The organism is Pseudomonas sp. CP-1 (genome assembly GCF_021213715.1).
Lineage (GTDB): Bacteria > Pseudomonadota > Gammaproteobacteria > Pseudomonadales > Pseudomonadaceae > Pseudomonas > Pseudomonas aeruginosa.
On record NZ_JAJQKY010000015.1, the window covers coordinates 61071 to 80025 of the forward strand.

At 62.9% G+C, this 18955-nt stretch carries 15 protein-coding genes and 2 pseudogenes; 12 read left to right on the plus strand and 5 right to left on the minus strand.

Annotated elements, in window-relative coordinates:
- Nucleotides 1–11 precede the first annotated feature (11 nt).
- Both tnpC and LT948_RS24570 read right to left on the minus strand, forming a co-directional pair.
- The gene (gene tnpC, locus LT948_RS24565; RefSeq protein WP_003117279.1) at nt 12–374 is read right to left on the minus strand and encodes a Tn3 family transposase post-transcriptional regulator TnpC; all 363 of its coding nucleotides are present in this window, start codon (nt 372–374) and stop codon (nt 12–14) included.
- Nucleotides 374–3391 carry a Tn3-like element ISPa42 family transposase gene (locus LT948_RS24570; protein ID WP_003117278.1) on the minus strand — a complete coding sequence of 1006 codons (3018 nt, stop codon included), beginning with the start codon at nt 3389–3391 and terminating at the stop codon, nt 374–376. The genes tnpC and LT948_RS24570 overlap by 1 nt, the downstream gene beginning before the upstream one ends.
- A 144-nt stretch (nt 3392–3535) precedes the next feature.
- On the opposite strand from LT948_RS24570, the pseudogene LT948_RS24575 reads away from it, so the two are divergent.
- A pseudogene (locus tag LT948_RS24575) lies at nt 3536–5647 on the plus strand (efflux RND transporter permease subunit); the annotation flags it as partial.
- Between the two features lie 10 nt (nt 5648–5657).
- A complete protein-coding gene (locus LT948_RS24580) occupies nt 5658–6620 on the plus strand; it encodes a WD40/YVTN/BNR-like repeat-containing protein (RefSeq protein ID WP_023091813.1) in 963 nt (320 codons plus the stop codon).
- 84 nt (nt 6621–6704) lie between these two features.
- On the opposite strand, the pseudogene LT948_RS33280 reads toward LT948_RS24580, so the two are convergent.
- Nucleotides 6705–6848: pseudogene (locus LT948_RS33280) on the minus strand (phytanoyl-CoA dioxygenase family protein); the annotation flags it as partial.
- A 234-nt stretch (nt 6849–7082) separates the two neighbouring features.
- On the opposite strand from LT948_RS33280, the gene LT948_RS24590 reads away from it, so the two are divergent.
- Entirely contained in the window at nt 7083–8282 is a 1200-nt protein-coding gene (locus LT948_RS24590) for a PucR family transcriptional regulator (RefSeq protein ID WP_023091811.1), read from the plus strand.
- Nucleotides 8283–8304: 22 nt separating this feature from the next.
- On the opposite strand, the gene LT948_RS24595 is transcribed toward LT948_RS24590, so the two are convergent.
- Together LT948_RS24595 and LT948_RS24600 are read right to left on the minus strand one after the other, a co-directional pair.
- A complete protein-coding gene (locus tag LT948_RS24595; protein WP_003122765.1) occupies nt 8305–8847 on the minus strand; it encodes a hypothetical protein in 543 nt (180 codons plus the stop codon).
- A 714-nt stretch (nt 8848–9561) separates the two neighbouring features.
- On the minus strand, nt 9562–10656 hold the full coding sequence (locus LT948_RS24600) for an MBL fold metallo-hydrolase (RefSeq protein ID WP_196583550.1): 1095 nt from the start codon (nt 10654–10656) through the stop codon (nt 9562–9564).
- On the opposite strand from LT948_RS24600, the gene LT948_RS24605 reads away from it, so the two are divergent.
- The 9 genes from LT948_RS24605 to LT948_RS24645 all read left to right on the plus strand — a co-directional run bounded on the left by LT948_RS24605 (nt 10591) and on the right by LT948_RS24645 (nt 18948).
- Nucleotides 10591–10911: a hypothetical protein gene (locus LT948_RS24605; RefSeq protein ID WP_159060630.1), complete on the plus strand. Its 321-nt coding sequence runs from the start codon at nt 10591–10593 to the stop codon at nt 10909–10911. The two genes, LT948_RS24600 and LT948_RS24605, sit on opposite strands and share 66 nt — an antisense overlap.
- A gap of 94 nt (nt 10912–11005) precedes the next feature.
- The gene (locus tag LT948_RS24610; protein WP_003089210.1) at nt 11006–11368 is read left to right on the plus strand and encodes a hypothetical protein; all 363 of its coding nucleotides are present in this window, start codon (nt 11006–11008) and stop codon (nt 11366–11368) included.
- 49 nt (nt 11369–11417) lie between these two features.
- Nucleotides 11418–12158: an SDR family NAD(P)-dependent oxidoreductase gene (locus LT948_RS24615; protein WP_073657025.1), complete on the plus strand. Its 741-nt coding sequence runs from the start codon at nt 11418–11420 to the stop codon at nt 12156–12158.
- 215 nt (nt 12159–12373) lie between these two features.
- Nucleotides 12374–13093 (plus strand): MOSC domain-containing protein, encoded by a 720-nt coding sequence (locus LT948_RS24620; protein WP_003117249.1) that lies wholly within the window; start codon nt 12374–12376, stop codon nt 13091–13093.
- 117 nt (nt 13094–13210) lie between these two features.
- Nucleotides 13211–13807, plus strand: a complete 597-nt coding sequence (locus LT948_RS24625; RefSeq protein WP_003089218.1) for a transglycosylase SLT domain-containing protein — start codon at nt 13211–13213, stop codon at nt 13805–13807.
- A 527-nt stretch (nt 13808–14334) separates the two neighbouring features.
- Entirely contained in the window at nt 14335–15771 is a 1437-nt protein-coding gene (locus tag LT948_RS24630; RefSeq protein WP_003111160.1) for an undecaprenyl-phosphate glucose phosphotransferase, read from the plus strand.
- Entirely contained in the window at nt 15771–17237 is a 1467-nt protein-coding gene (locus LT948_RS24635) for a mannose-1-phosphate guanylyltransferase/mannose-6-phosphate isomerase (RefSeq protein ID WP_003089225.1), read from the plus strand. Before LT948_RS24630 ends, LT948_RS24635 begins: the two co-directional genes overlap by 1 nt.
- Nucleotides 17237–18148: a glycosyltransferase family 2 protein gene (locus LT948_RS24640; RefSeq protein WP_003089226.1), complete on the plus strand. Its 912-nt coding sequence runs from the start codon at nt 17237–17239 to the stop codon at nt 18146–18148. The genes LT948_RS24635 and LT948_RS24640 overlap by 1 nt, the downstream gene beginning before the upstream one ends.
- Before the next feature lie 29 nt (nt 18149–18177).
- Nucleotides 18178–18948: a polysaccharide biosynthesis/export family protein gene (locus LT948_RS24645; protein WP_003089227.1), complete on the plus strand. Its 771-nt coding sequence runs from the start codon at nt 18178–18180 to the stop codon at nt 18946–18948.
- Nucleotides 18949–18955: the final 7 nt, after the last annotated feature.

Consider the following 18955-nt stretch of genomic DNA (forward strand, 5'->3'; position numbering starts at 1 on the left):
CGACTAGCTGGTTAATGAGGATCGACCGGCATGAGTTCGATCAAGGGTTTCAGTTGAACTCTGACACTGGCCAGCCAATTGCCCAGTTCCACCAGATCCTCATCAAGCGACTCGGCTTCCTCCCAGATACTGCCGCCTTCCGTCACAGACACCGATAGTGCCGCACCATCGAGCACCGTTTTCGCCATGGCATGTACCCGCAGGAGGCCATCCCTGAGGCCGCCGATGTTGTTCATTTCCTTCAGCAGCAGATCCAGCCCATCGACTAGACGCAGCAACTGGATGGTGTCGTAGTCGTCATGCAAACGCTCCAGCGCCTCGGCATCTACCTCGCCGTAGGGCGTGACGCGAAATGACGCAGGAGGAATGTTCATCAGGTCATCTCCTCGGTTTCCGCAGTACCGAGCTTGCCAGTGCGGATGGACCCGGCTGCCTGCTGGAACACCGAGTCTTTGATCCAGGGCTCCGGCGGCCGGTTGAGCTTGAGGTTGAACTCGCCGAAACGCTTGACGTTGCTGGTCAAGTAGGGGCTGAGGAAGGACACATCTTCATCGGTGAACTGCCAGCCCTCGCGGGCCAATTTCTGCAGGATCCGCATCATGTCCACAGTGTTCTGCAGGATCACCGACGAGGCCACCATGTCGTTGTAGCGCAGTCGCTTCTGTTGCTCGTCCGGATCGTTCTCGGCGATCACGTCGCCACCGAAGGACAACCACTTGGAGAATCCGTTGTAGGACTCGATCTTGTTGGTGTTCGCGGTAACCTCCTGGCGCAACTCGCGACTGCCGATCCAGGTGAGCAGGAAGATCGTACGGATCACGCTGCCCAGTGCCTGTGCCGCGTGGTAGAGCTTGTTACGCCGGCTGTAGGAACCGAGTTTTCGCAGCAACATAGGCGAGGAGATTTTGCCCGCCTGGATCGATAGCGCGACCTGCATCAAATCCTGCCAATGGGTTTCAATCAGGTGCCAGTCGGCGGTGTCGGTGAACAGGCGGTTGATATGCTTATACGCAGCGCCGCGATCCGGCCGGCACATCACCAGGTCGCGCCAATTGCGGATGCGTGGCATCAGGTTGATACCAAGCAGATGAGTGAAGGCGAACACCGTGGCCGACTGGCCCTGGGTATCGGAATACACCGTATCAGCTTCGACGCTGAGATCGGCCTTGAGCAGCCCCTCGATTACATAAATTGCCTCCCAGATGCCCGGGGGGATGAAGTGCTGGAATACAGCGATGTAGTTGTTGGCCACATGCCGATAGGCAACGGCTCCCATCTTGCGGTAGCGGAAGTGGTAGCCGGCCAGCAGGTTGTCGTCATAGAAGTCGAACTGGGTGCCGTCCGCAGCCACCGCCTTGCCATCGCCCCAGAGTTTGGGCAGATCGAGCTGCAGGTAGAGCTCCACCAGCTCGCGGTTAGCCTTGTCCAGTTTCTCCAGCGAGAGGTGACGGCGATTGGTATAGGAAAGCATGTGGGGGGTGACATTACCGGCCAGATGCCGCGCGGCCTGGCTGGGGCCGAGGTTGCAACCCATGGCGAAGATCGTCATCAGGTAGCGCTCGGCAGGTTCTTTGAGCTTTGGCTCGTTGCCGGACATCGGCCCGAAATGTCGAGTGAACTGAATCCAGTGCTCGATGTTGGCCATGATGTCGAGTACGTGCCTGGCCGGCATGCGTTGCATGAGGGCCGTCTGTAGCGAGATGGCCGATGGCGGGATGTCGCGCGCCGTCACTCGGCGCAATACCGGTTCGCCGGCTTCGTTGATCGATACGTCCCCTCGGCAAGAGGGGAATTTGTCATCCAGTTGCTGCGCGGTTTCCTCCAACTGGGTCTTGAGGGAGGTAACAAATTCCTTCGCCGTGCCAGGCAGTTCCATCTTTTCGCAGTAGGCTGGTAGTCGCTGGAGACATTCGTCCCAGGGTAGCAACTGCTTGCGATAGTCGGCGAAGGATTCCGACCCTTGTACGCACATGTCACCGGATCGCAGTTCGTTGGCCAGGTAGGAGAATACGCAAACTTCCAGATAGCGCCGGTTGGTCGGTGGCCCCTCACTGGCAGGACGACGAACGACCTTGACCCAGCGCTCCGACGCAAACGACAAGTCGACGTGCTCGTCGATCCACACGCGGTGCAAATTCTCGCTGTCCTGTATCAGTTGAAGTGCCTGAACCAGCGACCGATCCTGAGTCGTGGGCTCCAGTTGGAGAAGGTGGCTGAGACGGAACAACAGCGAGCGATGGGACCTGAAATGCTTCCAGATCAACGGCAGGTAGTTATTACCGCCGGTAGCCTGGACTTCGGCACAGGTTTCGCGTAACCGTTCCAGGTTGCCGTCGGGGGAGAGGTATTCCCGAATCAGGCTACCTGCCTCTTGGTCATCCGGTTCCTGAACCAAAATCTGCACCACACCGTCCAGGGTGGCCGCCAGCTGCTCCAGCTTCTGACGTTGCCGTGCTTGGATTTGCTCTAGTTCTTCCTTGGCACGTTTGTGAATCGTAGAGATTCGCCGGATGAACATCTCGGCTAGGTGATCCCGAGTCCGCACGCGCATCCGATAGATCAAGGCAAGCATCAGCGTGTAACGCTTCGGCAGCGAACAGTCCTTAAGCTCGGCGACGTCCGACGCCGCAGCTTGGGCAGCGAAGTGGCGGATTTTGGTATCGACGATTCCATCAAAAATGGCATCTAGATTCCCAAAGCTCTCGAGCCAAGCCATGTGATCTATCAGCACTTCCAAGTGTTTGCGGGATGGCTTCTTGGGTGCCTGCTTGAGGGCGTTGAAGTCACTTTGGCGTCGCCCGAAATCCGTTTCGAGCAGTTCTTTCAGTTTGTAGACCACCTCAATTGGCGCCCTGGTCACAACGAGATTGAATAGCCGCTCCTGCATTGCAACTAAGGCATCCTCAGCAGCGTCATTGAGGGTGGAATAGGCTGGGAGTTCGTAGCTGCGCTGCAGCAACTCGCCGATCAGCACATTGATGATATCCGCCCGCTGGTCGAGTACCTCGGCAGATTCGTGCGCAAGGTGGAGAGCTATGGTGAGCGCTTCACTACCATAGAAAGCCTTGATCTGGAGGTACTCACGAATGGCCGCCTGATGCCTATAAAAAGTACGCGAGTTGGTATAGCGGGAAGTGATACGAGGGCCAAAACCGAGTGTATTCCTGATGTGGTCAGTGATTTCTGGAGGTATCTCGTCTAGGGGAGGAAAGTAATGGAGCTCTTGGAATACCTTGAGCTGGACTGCCAGCCCAAGGGAAAGGGCTGGGCTACGAGCTGTCCTGGAAATCCAGTCAAGCTCTCCTGAGGAAAGCGAATAGTTGCGGTGTAAGTCCTTCGCACTGAGGGTAGTTGCTAGTCGTGGATATGCCGTTCTCTCCAAAGCCGCCATCGCTCAGCCCCTATGCATGCAAATAGATCAGCATAGACGCTTCCGGGCATGAGGCAGGCGGGACAAACAGGCCAAGTGAAATTCTATTTATATCAATAGGATAGAACCACTATGTCCTAATTTTCCTTTATCTCGGCATGACCCCTGAAGCGGCTGTATGACGTCACCCAGGCGGTGACCTTCCTCCCCGGAGTATCGCGCAGCAGCGTGCGCTCCCTGTGGACGCCCAACGCCTTCGTCAACGAAATCACCGAGGAAGGTTTTCGTGCTGATCCGCTGGTACCCGGAACGGTTTCTCCCGAGCACCTGGATGACCGGATCATCGCGAAGATCGCCAATTCCACTGCCCAGGGCGGCTTCATCGGTACGCTGGTTTCCCGGGACCAGAGCAGCGCGATGATCACGGTGGAACTCAACGAGTACGATAGCCAGGGCGCCCATCTGGACTACGTAACCTTCAACCATCGGCTGGAGAAAGAGATCCGCCAGCGCTTCGAAGACGGCGATTTCGAAATCCAGATCATCGGTTTCGCCAAGCAGATCGGCGACATCGCCGACGGAGCTTCAGCCGTGCTGGAGTTCTGTTTGTTGGCGTTGCTGCTGACGGCGGGGGCGGTGTACTGGTATTGCCACTCGCTGCGTTTCACCTTGCTGGCGTTGGTCTGTTCGCTGGCCTCGCTGGTCTGGCAGTTCGGCAGCTTGCGCCTGTTGGGCTACGGGCTCGATCCGCTGGCAGTGCTGGTGCCCTTCCTGGTGTTCGCCATCGGGGTTTCCCATGGGGTGCAGCAAATCAACTTCATCGTGCGCGAGATCGCCATCGGCAAGAGCGCCGAAGAGGCGGCACGCTCGAGCTTCACCGGGTTGCTGGTTCCCGGGACGCTGGCGCTGGTGACCGCGCTGGTTTCCTTCGTGACGCTGCTGTTGATCCCGATCCCGATGGTGCGGGAACTGGCGATCACGGCTTCGCTTGGCGTGGCCTACAAGATCGTCACCAACCTGGTGATGCTGCCGTTGATGGCGTCGTTGCTGCGCGTCGACGACAAGTACGCAGCCGCCCAGGAGGTTTCCCGGCAGCGTCGCAGCCGTTGGCTGCGGGGCCTGGCCCGGCTCGCCGAGCCACGCAAGGCGCAGTGGGTGCTCGGCGCAGCCTTGGCGGTGTTCCTGGCGGCGATCTGGCAAAGCCATGACCGCGTCGTCGGCACGCTGCAGGCGGGTGCGCCGGAGTTGCGCGAGGACTCGCGCTTCAATCGCGACGCGGTCTCCATCGCCAGCAACTACGACATTGGCCTGGACTGGCTCAGCGTGGTGTTCGAAGTCGACAAGGCTCCTTCCGAGGTGGCCTGCGAGGATGTCGCCCTGGGCCAGTACCAGGATCGTTTCGTGTGGGCCATGCAGGGGGTGCCCGGCGTCCTCTCGGTCGCGTCCTTCTCCACCACCATGCGTCAGTTCAACGAGGGCTACAACGAAGGCAACCCGAAGATGGCGGCGGTGCCCATCGACCCGATGAACTACGCCGCGCTGGCCACCGAGGTTGCGCGAACCCCCGGGCTGATGCGCATCGATTGCAGCATGTCGGCCGTGCACCTGTACCTGGCCGATCACAAGGCCACGACCATCAACCGAGTGGTGGACGCCGCCAAGGCCTTCCGCAGCGAGTATCCGATGTCAGGCATTTCGATCCGCCTCGCCTCCGGCAACGCCGGCGTCCTGGCAGCGATCAACGAAGAGGTGGAGAAGAGCGAGACCCCCATGCTGCTTTACGTCTATGCCGCCATCGCCTTGCTGGTGTTCGTGGTCTATCGCGACTTGCGGGCGGTCCTGGTATGTTGCCTGCCGCTGACCATCGGCACCTTCATTGGCTACTGGTTCATGAAGGAGCTGCAGATCGGCCTGACCATCGCCACCTTGCCGGTGATGGTGCTGGCAGTGGGCATTGGCGTCGATTACGCCTTCTACATCTACAACCGCCTGCAACTGCACCTGGCCCATGGCCAGACGATCACCAAGGCGGTGGAGTACGCGCTGCTCGAGGTGGGCGTCGCCACCATTTTCACCGCCATCACCCTGGCCGTTGGCGTGGCCACCTGGGCCTTCTCGGAGCTCAAGTTCCAGGCCGACATGGGCAAGCTGCTGGCCTTCATGTTCATCGTCAACATGGTCATGGCCATGACCGTGCTGCCGGCCTTCGCCGTGTGGCTGGAGCGGGCGTTCCCGCGCAAACGTCCCGTGCGCATGATCGGCGCGCTGGTGCACTGAGGAGAGAAACATGAAGTTCAGGGTTTCACTCACCGTGGCCTTGCTCGCAGCAGGATTGCCGCTGATGTCTCTCCAGGCCGCGCCGTTGCAGGCCATGCCGGCCGTGCAGGCGGGCAATGCCACGCAGGCCACCATGCTGGCCGCCGGCTGGGCCGGAGAGCGGGTGGTTGCCGTGGGCGACCACGGTGTCGTGTTGTTGTCCGACGACCAGGGCAGGCAGTGGCGCCAGGCACGCTCGGTCCCACTATCCACGCCATTGACGGGTGTGTCCTTCGTGGATGCCAGGCACGGCTGGGCGGTGGGTCACTGGGGCGCGATCCTGTCCACCGCCGACGGCGGGGAATCCTGGCAGGTCCAGCGCCTGTCGAGCGAAGAAGACCGGCCGCTGTTCGCCGTGCACTTTTTCGATGCCCGGCAGGGCGTTGCGGTAGGCCTCTGGTCGTTGGTGCTGACCACCGAGGATGGCGGCAAGACATGGACGGAGCAGCCGTTGCAAGCGCCTCCAGGAGCCAAGCGGGCCGACCTCAACCTGATGGGGCTGTTTGCCGACAACCACGGCAGCCTGTACGCCACGGCCGAGCATGGGCAGGTGCTGCGCTCCGACGACCAGGGGAAGAACTGGCGTTACCTGGATACCGGCTATGAAGGCACCCTGTGGTCTGGCGCGGTGCTGGCCGATGGGCGTCTGCTGCTGGGTGGTCAGCGTGGCACCCTGTTGCAGGGCTCTGCCGATGGCAAGGCTTTTCGCAGAGTGCCAACGCAAGGCAAGGGCTCTGTCACATCCATAGCAGTGGCTGGCGCGCGGGTATTGGCGGTCGGGCTTGACGGACTGAAGGTACGGAGCAGGGATGGTGGAAACAGTTTCCAGGAAGCACCGTCGGCTGACGGCCTCTCGCTGACGGCGGCGCTGTTCAACGCCGACGGCACGCCGCTGCTGTTTTCACGTCGCGGAGTAATGCCCCGCCAGGAATGAAAGTGTTCACCGGCCTCTTTGCTTGTCCGGGGACTCGGTTGGGCCTGGCGCCTTCGGGGCCAGGCCGGCCAGCGTGGAGGGCTTCTAGAGCTGGAGATAGTCGGCCAGGTCTGCGTAGTTATGTTGCCACAGGCCTGGGCTGCCATTGGGGTACTGGGAGCGGAAGCCGAGGATCTTCTGAACGCGCGGAGCAAGCGTTCTGACCAGTTCGAGCGGCACGATCAACGGGCACCGGCGAACAAGCCCGCTTGCCACTGCGCTAAACCCCAAAAAAAGAACATGGAGCGTCACGGCGCCTCCTTGTATTTTTTGTTCAGGCAGTGAGTTCATGCTAGGTTTCCCCCAACCTTGCGCCAAGGTACGAACTGCACCATTTCCTCTGTGATTTTTGAGTGATTTGCACCGCCCATGACCAGTACGCCATCCTCCTGGCCACGCCCATCGGAAGCCGTTCGTGAACTCATGCGCAAAGGCGCCGAGCTCGCTCAGGCGCTGCCGCCGGAGTGGGTCGAGCGCCTCAATCAGGCGCTGTTCTCTTCACCGGAAGATGCCAAGCTGCTGGAGGACCCGGTCATCCTCGCGGCGTGCCGGCGCGCCAACCGCGCAGAGTTGCTGCATTGGGCGAACGCCAATCTGCAGCGCCCCGGAGAACCGGTGCAACCCTACGTCTCGGCCGACATGGTGGACACGGCCAGGGAGCTCGCCCGCAGAGGGCTGTCCGAGCTGCTGATGAATGTCGCGAGGTCGACACAGAACACCGCCTGGGAGCTATGGATGAAGATGGCCTTCAACCTGACGCAGGATCCCAGGGTGCTCGAGGAGTTCCTGGAGGTCTCGTCGCGGTCCATCTCGGAATTCATCGACAGCAACATGCGTGTGGTGACCCAGATCATCCTGGAAGAAAAGAGCGCCCAGGCCCATGACGACCCGATCGACAAACGAAGCCTGGTCAGTCGGCTGCTCGACGGCAGGGATGTGGATACGGAGCAATTCGGCAGGCGGCTGGGCTACAGCCTTTTCCAGAAGCACTACGCCGGCCTGGTCTGGTGCGAAAGCCCGGACGCCGAGATCCGCCTTCTGGAGGATGTGGCGCGTACCCTGGCGCAACTCACGGGCACGGCGGCGCCGTTGATCGTATTCGCCGGCCCCGCGACCCTGTGGGTCTGGAGCCATGCGGCGAAACCGCTGGACCTGAACCTGCTGCAAGGCATCGCACTGCAGTTTTCAGGGATTCGCGCAGCAATCGGCTCGCCGGGCACGGGAGTCAATGGCTTCCGTCGCTCGCATCTGGAGGCCCTGACGACGCAAAGGCTGATGGGCCGCCTGGCGGGCGCACCCGCCGTTGCCACCATCGACCAGGTGAGGATGGTGTCGCTGATGACCCAGGACGACCGCGCGGCCAGGCAGTTCGTCTTGAGCACCCTGGGGCGGCTGGCGACGGAGCCTTCGGTGCTTCAGCGCTCGCTGCACGCCTTCCTGGCCAATGGCTGCAATGTCACCCAGACCGCAGAAGCGCTGGGCACGCATCGCAACACATTGCTGCGCCGGCTGGAGCGTGCCCAGGACCTGTTGCCCGTCCGGCTTGCCGATCATCGCATTCAGATCGCCGCGGCCCTTGAACTGGTGATCTGGAGTACTCCCCTGATCGATGATGATAAATAACCATAAAGACCGAACGCGCTCTTCACAGTAAAAAGGATGCCCCGGTCAGGAAAAGACCGCCAATAAGGAAGAGGGTGATCAGACGAGTGCTGAGCCTGAGAGGAGGCTGATGCTCGACAGTCTTGTCCAGGGCGAAATAAAGCTTTCTGAGTATTTGCCGCTCATCGATATCGTCTGCATCGAATATTGAATCGATCACCGAGTCCGCGCTTGGAAATGGGTTATGCAAGAGCGGAGCGACATCGAATGCACTTTTCTGGAGCGCCCGCGCGGAAAGCAGAGCCGAAGTGACCAGGGCCGCAAGCGCTGCGATAGCAAGAACCACCTCCAGGGGAGTGATCATGCTGATACTGGCCGAAGTGCCAAAGCGAAGCATGGTCCCATATAGAGTTATCACGCCGGCGAGGGCACCGAGTGACAACGTGAACATGAGGCGAAGGTAGACCGTCACCAGGTTCCTTGAGGAAGAAACCTGCTCAAGATAGATTTTCACCAGTGCTTCAATGGTCAGTCGGCGCGCTTCGAATACAAGCCGACGCTCGTCGGGGGAGGGGCTAGGTGACATCCGTCGTCCTTCTGCTATGGTTGCCTGCTCGTTTCATCTTCGAATAGAAAGATGAGTCCCGCCAGAGCACTTTTTGAATATTCAATGCAGGACGGCGCTTGCTGCAGCAGCGCCGTCATCGTCAATGGAACATACCTACAATTTCATCTTCATGTCATGTTCCGGTTTCGACTCAAGACAGCGGACGTCGTCCCAATGCATTCAACGTCGATCTATCCATTCGACTGTTGATTGCCAATCCATTGTCCAGACGGAGTGCCAGAGCAGCCGGCAGGCTGCGAGTACGTGGCACAGGGTGAAAAAATCAGCCATGGGGCCAATGAGCCGCGGTACAGATGCAGTTTCATGGCTGCGCGATATTCAGCGTGCAGACGGGCATTTGCTCATGTCGGGTCCGTGTCGGCGATACCGCATTGTTGCAATCGGCTCCGTGCGAAGGAGGTAGCAGAGGTCTTGTGCGGGTGCTGCCAAATCTGTCCGGGATTTAACCTGGGCAGCGCCGTCGAGGTGTGGGACTCGACTGAAGGCTTCAAACCAAGCATGGAAGCGGGAACGGAGCGCAAAAGAGCAAGGATCTGATAAACGATACATGAGATTTAACATAATATACATTATGCGAATATAAAGGTTCACAGGACCTAGGGCAGCATCACGCATTTCGAAGCGACTCCATGGCGGCTTCCGTCTGGAGCCCTCGTGCGATCGCTCGCCGACCTAGCTTCTGCAACAGCCGTAACCCTGCACCTGCGTTTCGCTGTCGACCACTTCGCGCCACCAGCGTCGGCCGGCATGCGGTGCTTGCAGATCGATCCGTTCGCCCATCATCGGCGTGGAAACCCGTACGCCGTGTTCGGTGGCCAGTTCGAGTATCCGTTCGAACGGCTCGTACCAGGCATGCATGGCCAGGTCGAAGGTGCCGTTGTGGATCGGCAGCAGCCAGCGCCCGCCAAGATCCCGGTGAGCCTGGAGGGTCTGCTGCGGGTGCATGTGCACGTAGGGCCAATGTTCGTTGTAGGCGCCGGTTTCCAGCATGGTCAGATCGAACGGTCCGTAGCGTCGGCCGATCTCGGCGAAACCATCGAAGTAACCGCTGTCTCCGCTGAAGAACAGCTTCAGTTCGGCGCTTTCGATCACCCAGGAACACCACAGCGTACGGTTCCCATCATGTAGCCCACGGCCTGAGAAGTGCTGTGCCGGCGTGGCGGTCAGGCGCAAACCGCCAGCCTCGATATCTTGCCACCAGTCCAGTTGGCGCACCTTGCCTGGCGGTACGCCCCAGGCCAGCAGGCGGTCGCCTACGCCGAGCGGCGCCAGGAACAGTTCGACGAGCGGGACCAGGGCCTTGATCGCGGCGCGGTCCAGGTGGTCGTAGTGATCGTGGGAAAGAATTACCCCACGGATCGGCGGAAGATCCGCCAATGCCACCGGCGGCGCATGGAAACGCTTCGGCCCGGCGAACGGCAACGGCGAGGCGCGCTCGGAAAATACCGGGTCGGTCAGCCACCAGCTACCGGCCAGTTTCAGCAGCAAGGTCGAATGACCCAGGCGGAACAGACTGCCATCGACGGTCGCATCGAGTTCGGCACGGCTCGGGCTGAGCACGGGTAAAGGCTGCCGCGGGACGGTGCTTCTCGGCTTGTTGAAAAGCGCGTTCCAGAGCACCCGGGCACCGGGTGCCGGCATGTCCGCCGGCCTGGGGCTGAGATTGTGGAAACGCCCCTGGCGCAATTGCGGGGAATCGTGATGTCCGCCGATGGCGGCTCGCCGTATCGAGGGAAGTTTCAAAGCGTCATTATTCCTGTCTGGCATTTCGACAACCGCAGCGCAGCCGCCGGCATTCGTTCGCGGTCACTATTGGGCATCCTCCCCTCCTCGTCATTGCCTATTCCTCGGGAGTCCTTGCCCGATCGTGCGGGCCTGCTCAAACGGTCGAATACCCCGCTCGCCCCGATCATTGAGCGTCATCGACGAGGCCGTTCCGAAGCGCCCGAAGCTGTCATCGGCGCAGAGTCAAATCGACTCCATGCGGGTCATTACGACCGCAAAAAGACCGTGTCAATATGACTCATAAACCTTCAAATCATTGATCTACATCAATAAAAAACCTGGCATGGGAAATGGAAAGCCAATGGCGACTCCTTCCCATTCAGGATTTCCCATGAAACGCATGCTCCCGCTCATCGCACTGGCCCTGGCAACCACGACTCCCCTCGCCCACACCGCCGAAGTGATTTCCGCAGATAGGGACCGAACGGTCGGCTACGGCGCTGGCGGCGTGGTTGGCGTCATGGTCGGCGCGGCCCTCGGCGGTCCCCTGGGCGCTATCGCCGGGGCCGCGCTGGGAGCCCTGGGAGGCGCCTCCGTCCAGCAGGCAACCGGTCTGAGCGAAAACGCCTACACCGTTCGCTACGAGGACGGCACGACCGAACGCTTCCGCTCTCCCAACGCCCGGTTCGACGCCGGCGACCAGGTGCAGGTACAGGGCATCCGCCTCATCCCTGCCCCGTCGCTCTCGCGTTGATCCATCCCTATCGAAGACCCGTATCTCCATCACCCCACGAGGGATTCCCATGAGTGAATTCAACGACCGGTTCGCCGTCGTCACCGGCGCGAGTTCCGGCATCGGCCTGAAACTGACCGAAACGCTGCTCGGGCACGGCGCGACTGTCCTGGCGATGGCAAGGCGCGAACGACCGCCGGAAAGCCTGCACGCCCACTCCGGCAAGCGTCTGCACTGGCTGGCGGGCGACGTCACCCGCGAACGGGACCTGGACGCCCTGGCTTCGCGTGCCGCGTCCATCGGCCCCGTCGATTACCTGGTACCCAACGCCGGCATCGCCCAGCTCGCCGATGGCCTGGACAGCCTGGCGTTCGAGCAGCAGTGGCGGGTCAACGGCGCCGGGGCGCTGAACACCTTTTCCGTGCTCAGCCGGCAAACGAGCAAACCGGCCAGCGTAGTCTTCATCGGTACCTTCCTCAGCCAAGTGACCTTCCCCGGGCTCGCCGCCTACATCGCTTCCAAGGCGGCCCTGATCGCCCAGGCCAGGACGCTGGCGGTGGAATGGGCGGAAAAAAGCGTGCGGATCAACCTCGTCTCCCCCGGCCCTACCGCCACCCCGATATGGGCGTCGCTGGGCCTGAGCGATGCCCAGGCGGAGTCTGTCACCCGGAGCATCAACCAGCGCCTGGTCGACGGCAGCTTCCTCAGCCCCGGGGAAATCGTCGACGTGGTGATGTTCCTGCTGTCGTCGAAATCCGCCGGGCTCTACGGCCAGGAGTTGATCGTCGACAAGGGCTACGGGCTGCGCTGAGGGCCGCCGATGCCGGACGTCGTATCGCGACGTCCGGCGCCTTTGCGGTTTCCTGTCGGGACCCCACGGCAGCTCAACTAGGGGGCCTGGATGCCCCCGGCCCGCCGAGGCTATCGACGCATCCGGAGGGTCTGGCGGCTTGACAGCGGGCGAAGGCTTGGCGGACTCTACATTGTATTTAGTCGATACCATCTCGCATCTTAGAGAACCCTCCCATGCCCCTGCCTGCCCTACCCCTGGATGCCCTTCTCACCGGCCGCGCCCGGCCCTTCACCCGCCCCGGCTCGCGCAGCGGCATCGCCAAGTCTCCGCGCGACGGTGCGCTCAGGGTCACCCCCGTCGGCCTGGAGGGCGACGAACAGGGCGACCTGCGCGTCCATGGCGGCGTCGAGAAAGCGATCCACCATTACCCACGCGAACACTACGCCGCCTGGATCGCCGAACTGGGCGAACACCCCCTGCTGATGCAGGCGGGCGCCTTCGGCGAGAACTTCAGCACCAGCGGCTGGAGCGAAGCCGACGTCTGCCTCGGCGACCGCGTGCGGGCCGGCACCGCGCTGCTGGAGGTGTCCCAGGGGCGCATGCCCTGCTGGAAACTCAACGACCGCTTCGAGGTCGCCGGGATGTCCCTGAGGGTGCAGGAGTCCGGGCGCACCGGCTGGTACTACCGGGTGCTGGAGGAAGGCGTGGTGGCGGCTGGCGATATCCTGCAACTGGTCGAACGGCGCCATCCGGACTGGTCGCTGTTGCGCCTGTCCGAGGTGCTGTTCGACAGGCGGGCCGACGCCGAGCTGCTGCGCCAGTGCCTGGCGCTGCCGCTGACGCCATCCTGGCGGCGCACCCTGGAGCGGCGCCTGGAAAAAGGCCAGGTCGAGGACTGGGGGCCGCGCCTGGAGGGAGCCCCCGGCCAGGCCGAGACGCCCAGGCCGACCTGAGGAAGCGCCGACCGCCCCCGCAGGCAGGGAATCGGCCTGGGGATGCATGGAGTGCCGGAAAGCGGGTATAAAGCGCCAGCGTTAAGCGACCCAGACGTCTGCCAAAGGACCCCTTTCATGCTGCGGCTCTCGATGCCGGCCCTGCTCCTGGCTCTTGCCGGCTGCGCCACCAAGCCCCCCGCCAATCCCGATAACCTCTGCGAGATCTTCCGCGAAAAACCGAAATGGCACGAGGCGGCGCTGAAGATGCAGCAGCGCTGGGGCGCGCCGGTCCAGGTGCCGATGGCGATGATGTACCAGGAATCGTCCTTCAAGCACGACGCCCTGCCGCCGCGCTACTACTTCCTCGGTTTCATCCCCTGGGGCCGGGTAAGTTCCGCCTACGGCTACGCCCAGGCCAAGGACGAGACCTGGGCCGACTACAAGCGCGAGGCCGGCGGCTGGGGCGCCAGCCGCGACGACTTCGCCGACGCCCTGGACTTCATGGGCTGGTACATCCAGAAGAGCCAGCGAGTCAACGGCGTCTCCAAGTGGGACGCCTACGGCCAGTACCTGAACTACCACGAGGGCTGGGGCGGCTACCGCAACCGCAGCTACGACGCCAAGCCATGGCTGAAGAACGTCTCGCAGAAGGTCCAGTCCCGCGCCTCGCTGTTCGGCGCCCAGTACCGCAGTTGCCAGCAGGAACTGTCGCGCGGCGGCTGGTTCTGGTAGCCCGGTCCGCGCACGCCGCGGGCTCGAACCTCTTCCGCCTTCGACGAGGGTAGCGTCCGCCAAGACGGTCCCAAGCCGGATCGGCACGCTCGAACGGCCATCCTGCGTCATGGAACCGCAGGCGCATCCTGCCCAGGCAGCCCGCAGCGCCAGTGAACAGGCGGGTCGTCGAACCGGCGGCTGGCCACCTGGCCGAGCGGCCTGCCCTCACCTTTCACCCCGCTTCGCTTCCCAGGCCAGAGCGCTCGCGGATTGGCAGCGTCAGATTTCCTCGTCTACTGTTTGGATAAAAGTTTGGCGCCAGAAATACGTCAATAAATTGACTAAAAAAACTTACCCAGACTACGGATATTTCCCTGGGAATGCTAAGATAGCTATCACAAAGCCACTATCGACGAATGAACCTATTCGACGGGAAAATGACTAAACCGCGTGGCAAATGAAAAATAGTCACTAAATTGACGCTTCACCGCCTTGCTCTTCCCTATCCACTCAATGGACTGCCCGTGATCGGCAGAGCAAACAACATGCATTCGAAGTCGGTAGATAGCCTGTCGCTGACACGGGCTGGATTCATCGAGTACTTCCTGGTCGCGACCAAGCTGGTACACGCGCTCACCGCCATCGCCCCGGCGCTGTTCCTGCTGTACTACCCCGGCCTGGTTCCCGTGGAGCTGCGCAGCAACATGCTCGGGCTGCTGCTGTTCTTCGGCGCGCTCACGGTGATCATGTTCCAGGCACTGGACGTCTACTCCGACGATATCTTCAGCAACCGCCTGCGCTTCCGCATCATGTTCTTCGCCTGGGCCTCGGCGTTCTGCCTGCTGTTGTTCATGTACCAGGGCCTGGGCCTGTTTCCCTACCTCAGCAGCAAGCTGGTGATCTTCTGGTTCACCGGCAGCCTGCTGCTGTTCGGCGTGCAGCGCCTGCTGGTGCTGCGCCTGTACCGGGCCTGGATGAAACGCGGCATGTACCTGCAACGCACGGTGATCCTCGGCTTCACCGAGAGCGGCATGCACCTGGCCGAATACCTGGTACGCAACCACGACATCCGCTCCGGCATCATCGGCTTCATCGACGACCGCTCCGAGCGGGTCCCGGAGAACTACAACTCGCTGCCGCTGCTGGGCAACACCAAGGACCTGGAGAAGCTGATCCGCCAGGAACAGGTCGACCAGGTGCTGGTCGCCCTGCCCTGGTTCGCCGAGGGGCGCATCGGCGCCATCGTCCACCGCCTGCGGCAATTGCCGGTGAACGTCCTGCTGGTGCCGGACATGGCTGCCTTCCGGCATGCCCACAACCGCATCGTCGACGTTTCCGGGATCCCCATGTTCAACGCGTCCGAGCTGCCGCTGCGCGGCTGGTCGCCGCTGATCAAGCGCTGCGAGGACCTGGTCCTGGCGAGCATCGCGCTGGTCCTCTTCGCCCCGCTGATGGCCCTGGTGGCCCTGGCGATCAGGCTCGACTCCAAGGGGCCGGTGCTGTTCCGGCAGAAACGCTACGGCTACAACAACCGGCTGATCTGGGTCTTCAAGTTCCGCTCGATGTACACGGAAAGGACCGACGCCAACGCCGAACGCCAGACCACCCGCGACGACGACCGCATCACCCGGGTCGGTCGCTTCATCCGCAAGACCAGCATCGACGAGCTGCCGCAGCTGTTCAACGTGCTCGCCGGCAGCATGTCGATGGTCGGTCCGCGCCCCCACGCCACGGCGACCAAGGCCGCCGGCATTCCCTTCGAGGAAGCGGTCAGCGAATACAGCTCGCGCCACCGGGTCAAGCCCGGCATCACCGGCTGGGCGCAGATCAACGGCTACCGCGGTGAGACCGACACCCTGCACAAGATCAAGAAACGCGTGGAATACGACCTCGAATACATCGCCAAGTGGTCGGTGTGGTTCGACCTCTACATCCTGTTCCGTACGGTGCCAGCCGTACTCCTGACCAAGGAAGTCTACTGATGAACGCCGTCGCCCCGCTGATCCCCTGCATCGTTTCCGGCGGTTCCGGGACCCGCCTGTGGCCGGTTTCCCGGGAGAGCATGCCGAAACCCTTCATGCGCCTGGCCGATGACCAGAGCCTGTTGCAGAAGACCTTCCTGCGTATCGCCGGGCTGCCGGACGTCGCCCGCCTGCTTACGGTGACCAACCGCGACCTGCTGTTCCGCACCCTGGACGACTACCGCGCGGTCAACCGCAGCGGCCTGGCCCAGGACCTGCTGCTGGAGCCGGTGGGACGCAATACCGCGCCGGCCATCGCCGCCGCCGCGCTGCATGTGCAGGAGCACTTCGGCGACCAGGCGCAGTTGCTGATCCTTCCCGCCGACCACCTGATCCGCGACGAGCAGGCCTTCGCCGCGGCGGTGGCCGAGGCTCGCGAACTCGCGGCGCAGGGCTACCTGGTGACCTTCGGCATCACCCCGGAGCGCGCCGAGACCGGCTTCGGCTATATCGAACAGGGCGCCCCGCTGGGCAACGGCTTCCGGGTCGCGCGCTTCGTCGAGAAACCCGACCAGGCCACCGCTCAGTCCTACCTGGACAGCGGCAAGTACCTGTGGAATGCCGGCATGTTCTGCTTCCAGGCCGCCACCGTGTTGCAGGAACTGGAGCGCCACGCGCCGGAGGTGCTGATCGCCGCCCGCGCCGCCCTGGCCGACGGCAGCAGCCTGGAGAACGGCCAGTGCCGCCAGCGCGAGCTGGCCGCCGGGGCCTTCGCCGAGGCGCCGGACATCTCCGTCGACTACGCGCTGATGGAGCGCTCGGACAAGGTCGCCGTGGTGCCCTGCTCCATCGGCTGGAGCGACATCGGCTCCTGGCAGGCGCTGCGCGAACTCAGCGCGGCGGACGAGAACGGCAACCAGGTACGCGGCGAGAGCGTGCTGCACGACGTCAGCAACTGCTACATCGATTCGCCGAAGCGCCTGGTCGGCGCCGTCGGCGTGCACGACCTGATCATCGTCGACACCCCCGACGCCCTGCTGGTGGCCGACGCGGCGCGCAGCCAGGACGTCAAGTTCGTCGCCCAGGAACTCAAGCGTCGCGGCCACGACGCCTTCCGCCTGCACCGCACGGTCAGCCGGCCCTGGGGCACCTACACCGTGCTCGAGGAAGGCCGCCGCTTCAAGATCAAGCGCATCGTGGTGCGCCCCAAGGCTTCGCTGTCGTTGCAGATGCACCACCATCGCAGCGAGCACTGGATCGTGGTCAGCGGCATGGCGCTGGTGGAGAACGGCGAGCGCGAGTTTCTCCTCAACACCAACGAATCCACCTTCATCCCCGCCGGGCATAGCCACCGCCTGAGCAACCCGGGGATCATCGACCTGGTGATGATCGAGGTGCAGAGCGGCGAGTACCTCGGCGAGGACGACATCGTCCGCTTCAACGACATCTACGGTCGCGCCCCCGCCAGCGACGAGAAGAAAGCCTGATGCGCTGCGCCCTGGTCATTCCCACGCGCAACGCCGGCGCGCACCTGGACCGGCTGCTGCCGGCCCTGGCCGCGCAACGGCGGCAGCCGGACAGCATCCTGGTGGTGGACAGCCGCTCCAGCGACGACACGGTGGAGCGCTTCCGCGCCTTCGGCGCGCGGGTCGAGGTCATCGAGCCGGCCAGCTTCAACCACGGCGGGACGCGGCGCTGGGCCAGCCAGCAGGTCGAGGCCGACGCGCTGATCTACCTGACCCAGGACGCCATTCCCGCCTCGCCCGACAGTTTCGCCAACCTGCTCGACGAACTCTATGCCGAGGCCGACATCGGCGTGGCCTACGGCCGCCAGTTGCCGCACCCCGGCGCCGGCCTGCTCGGCGCCCAGGCGCGGCGCTTCAACTACCCGCCGGAAAGCCGCAGCAAGCGCCTGGCCGACGCCTCGGAACTGGGGATCAAGACCTGCTTCAGTTCCGACTCGTTCTCCGCCTACCGCAGCGACGCCCTGGCGGCCGTCGGCGGCTTCCCCGAAGACGTCATCGGCAGCGAGGACGCCTACGTCGCCGCGCGCCTGCTGCAGGCCGGCTACGCGGTGCGCTACGCGGCCAGCGCCGAGGTCTACCATTCCCACGATTACCGCTTGCTGGAAGAGTTCCGCCGCTATTTCGACATCGGCGTGTTCTACGGCCGCGAGCGTTGGATACGTGCCGCCTTCGGCGGCGCGGGTGGCGAGGGCAAGCGCTATGTCCTCGCCGAGATACAGGCCTTGCGTGCCGCCGGTGCCCTGTATCGCGTACCTGAAATAGCGCTGCGTAGCGCGTTCAAGCTGCTCGGCTACCGCCTTGGCCAGTTGGAACGCCACCTGCCGGTCGCCCTCAAGCGCCGCATCAGCATGTTTCCAGGCTACTGGAAGTGAACATCATGACCTACAGGAAGTGCTCCCTCATGAAACGCACCCTCCTCATGCTCGCCATGCTCGCCCTGGCCGCATGCAACACCCCCGCACGGATTCCCGCACCGGACAGCGACACCGTGGACAGCGGCAAGCGTGCCCTGGAAGAACTCGCCAGGCTACCGCCGGCGATGGAGCGGGTGCGCGTCGGGGACACCCTGCGGATCGTCCGCGATGCCGGGGAGATGCCGACCCTCTCGGCGTTCAACGTCGCCACCATCTATGAACTGACGCTGTACACCGTGCTCAACGACGGCAGCATCTACTATCCGTTCATCGGTCGCATCCAGGCCGCGCACCGCACGCCGCAGGAAATCGCCAACGAGCTGACCACCAAGCTCGCGCCGATCTACCGCGAGCCGCGGGTCACGGTGAACATCAACCAGGCGCCGGGCAACACGGTGTTCGTCGGCGGCGCGGTGCGCAACCCGTCGGCCGTGCCGATCCCCGCCGCCAACAACATGGAGCAGGCGATCCTCGGCGCCGGCGGCATCCTGCCGGTGGGCGACGCCCGCCGCGTGGCGCTCATGCGCGAGGACTCGGAAGGCCGCTACCACGCCTACTTCCTCGACTTCAGCCAGTTGATGAAGATCGGGCCGGAAGGCCGCAAGCCCCTGGCCATGCAGCGTGGCGACATCGTCTTCGTGCCCAAGTCGATGGTCGGCGACCGTATCGAGGGCGTCGACGTCTACCTGAACCAGTTGCTGCCCTTCGCCAAGTCCATCGGCGTCGGCGTCAGCTACACCGTCAACAACGATCGCTGAGGAGCGA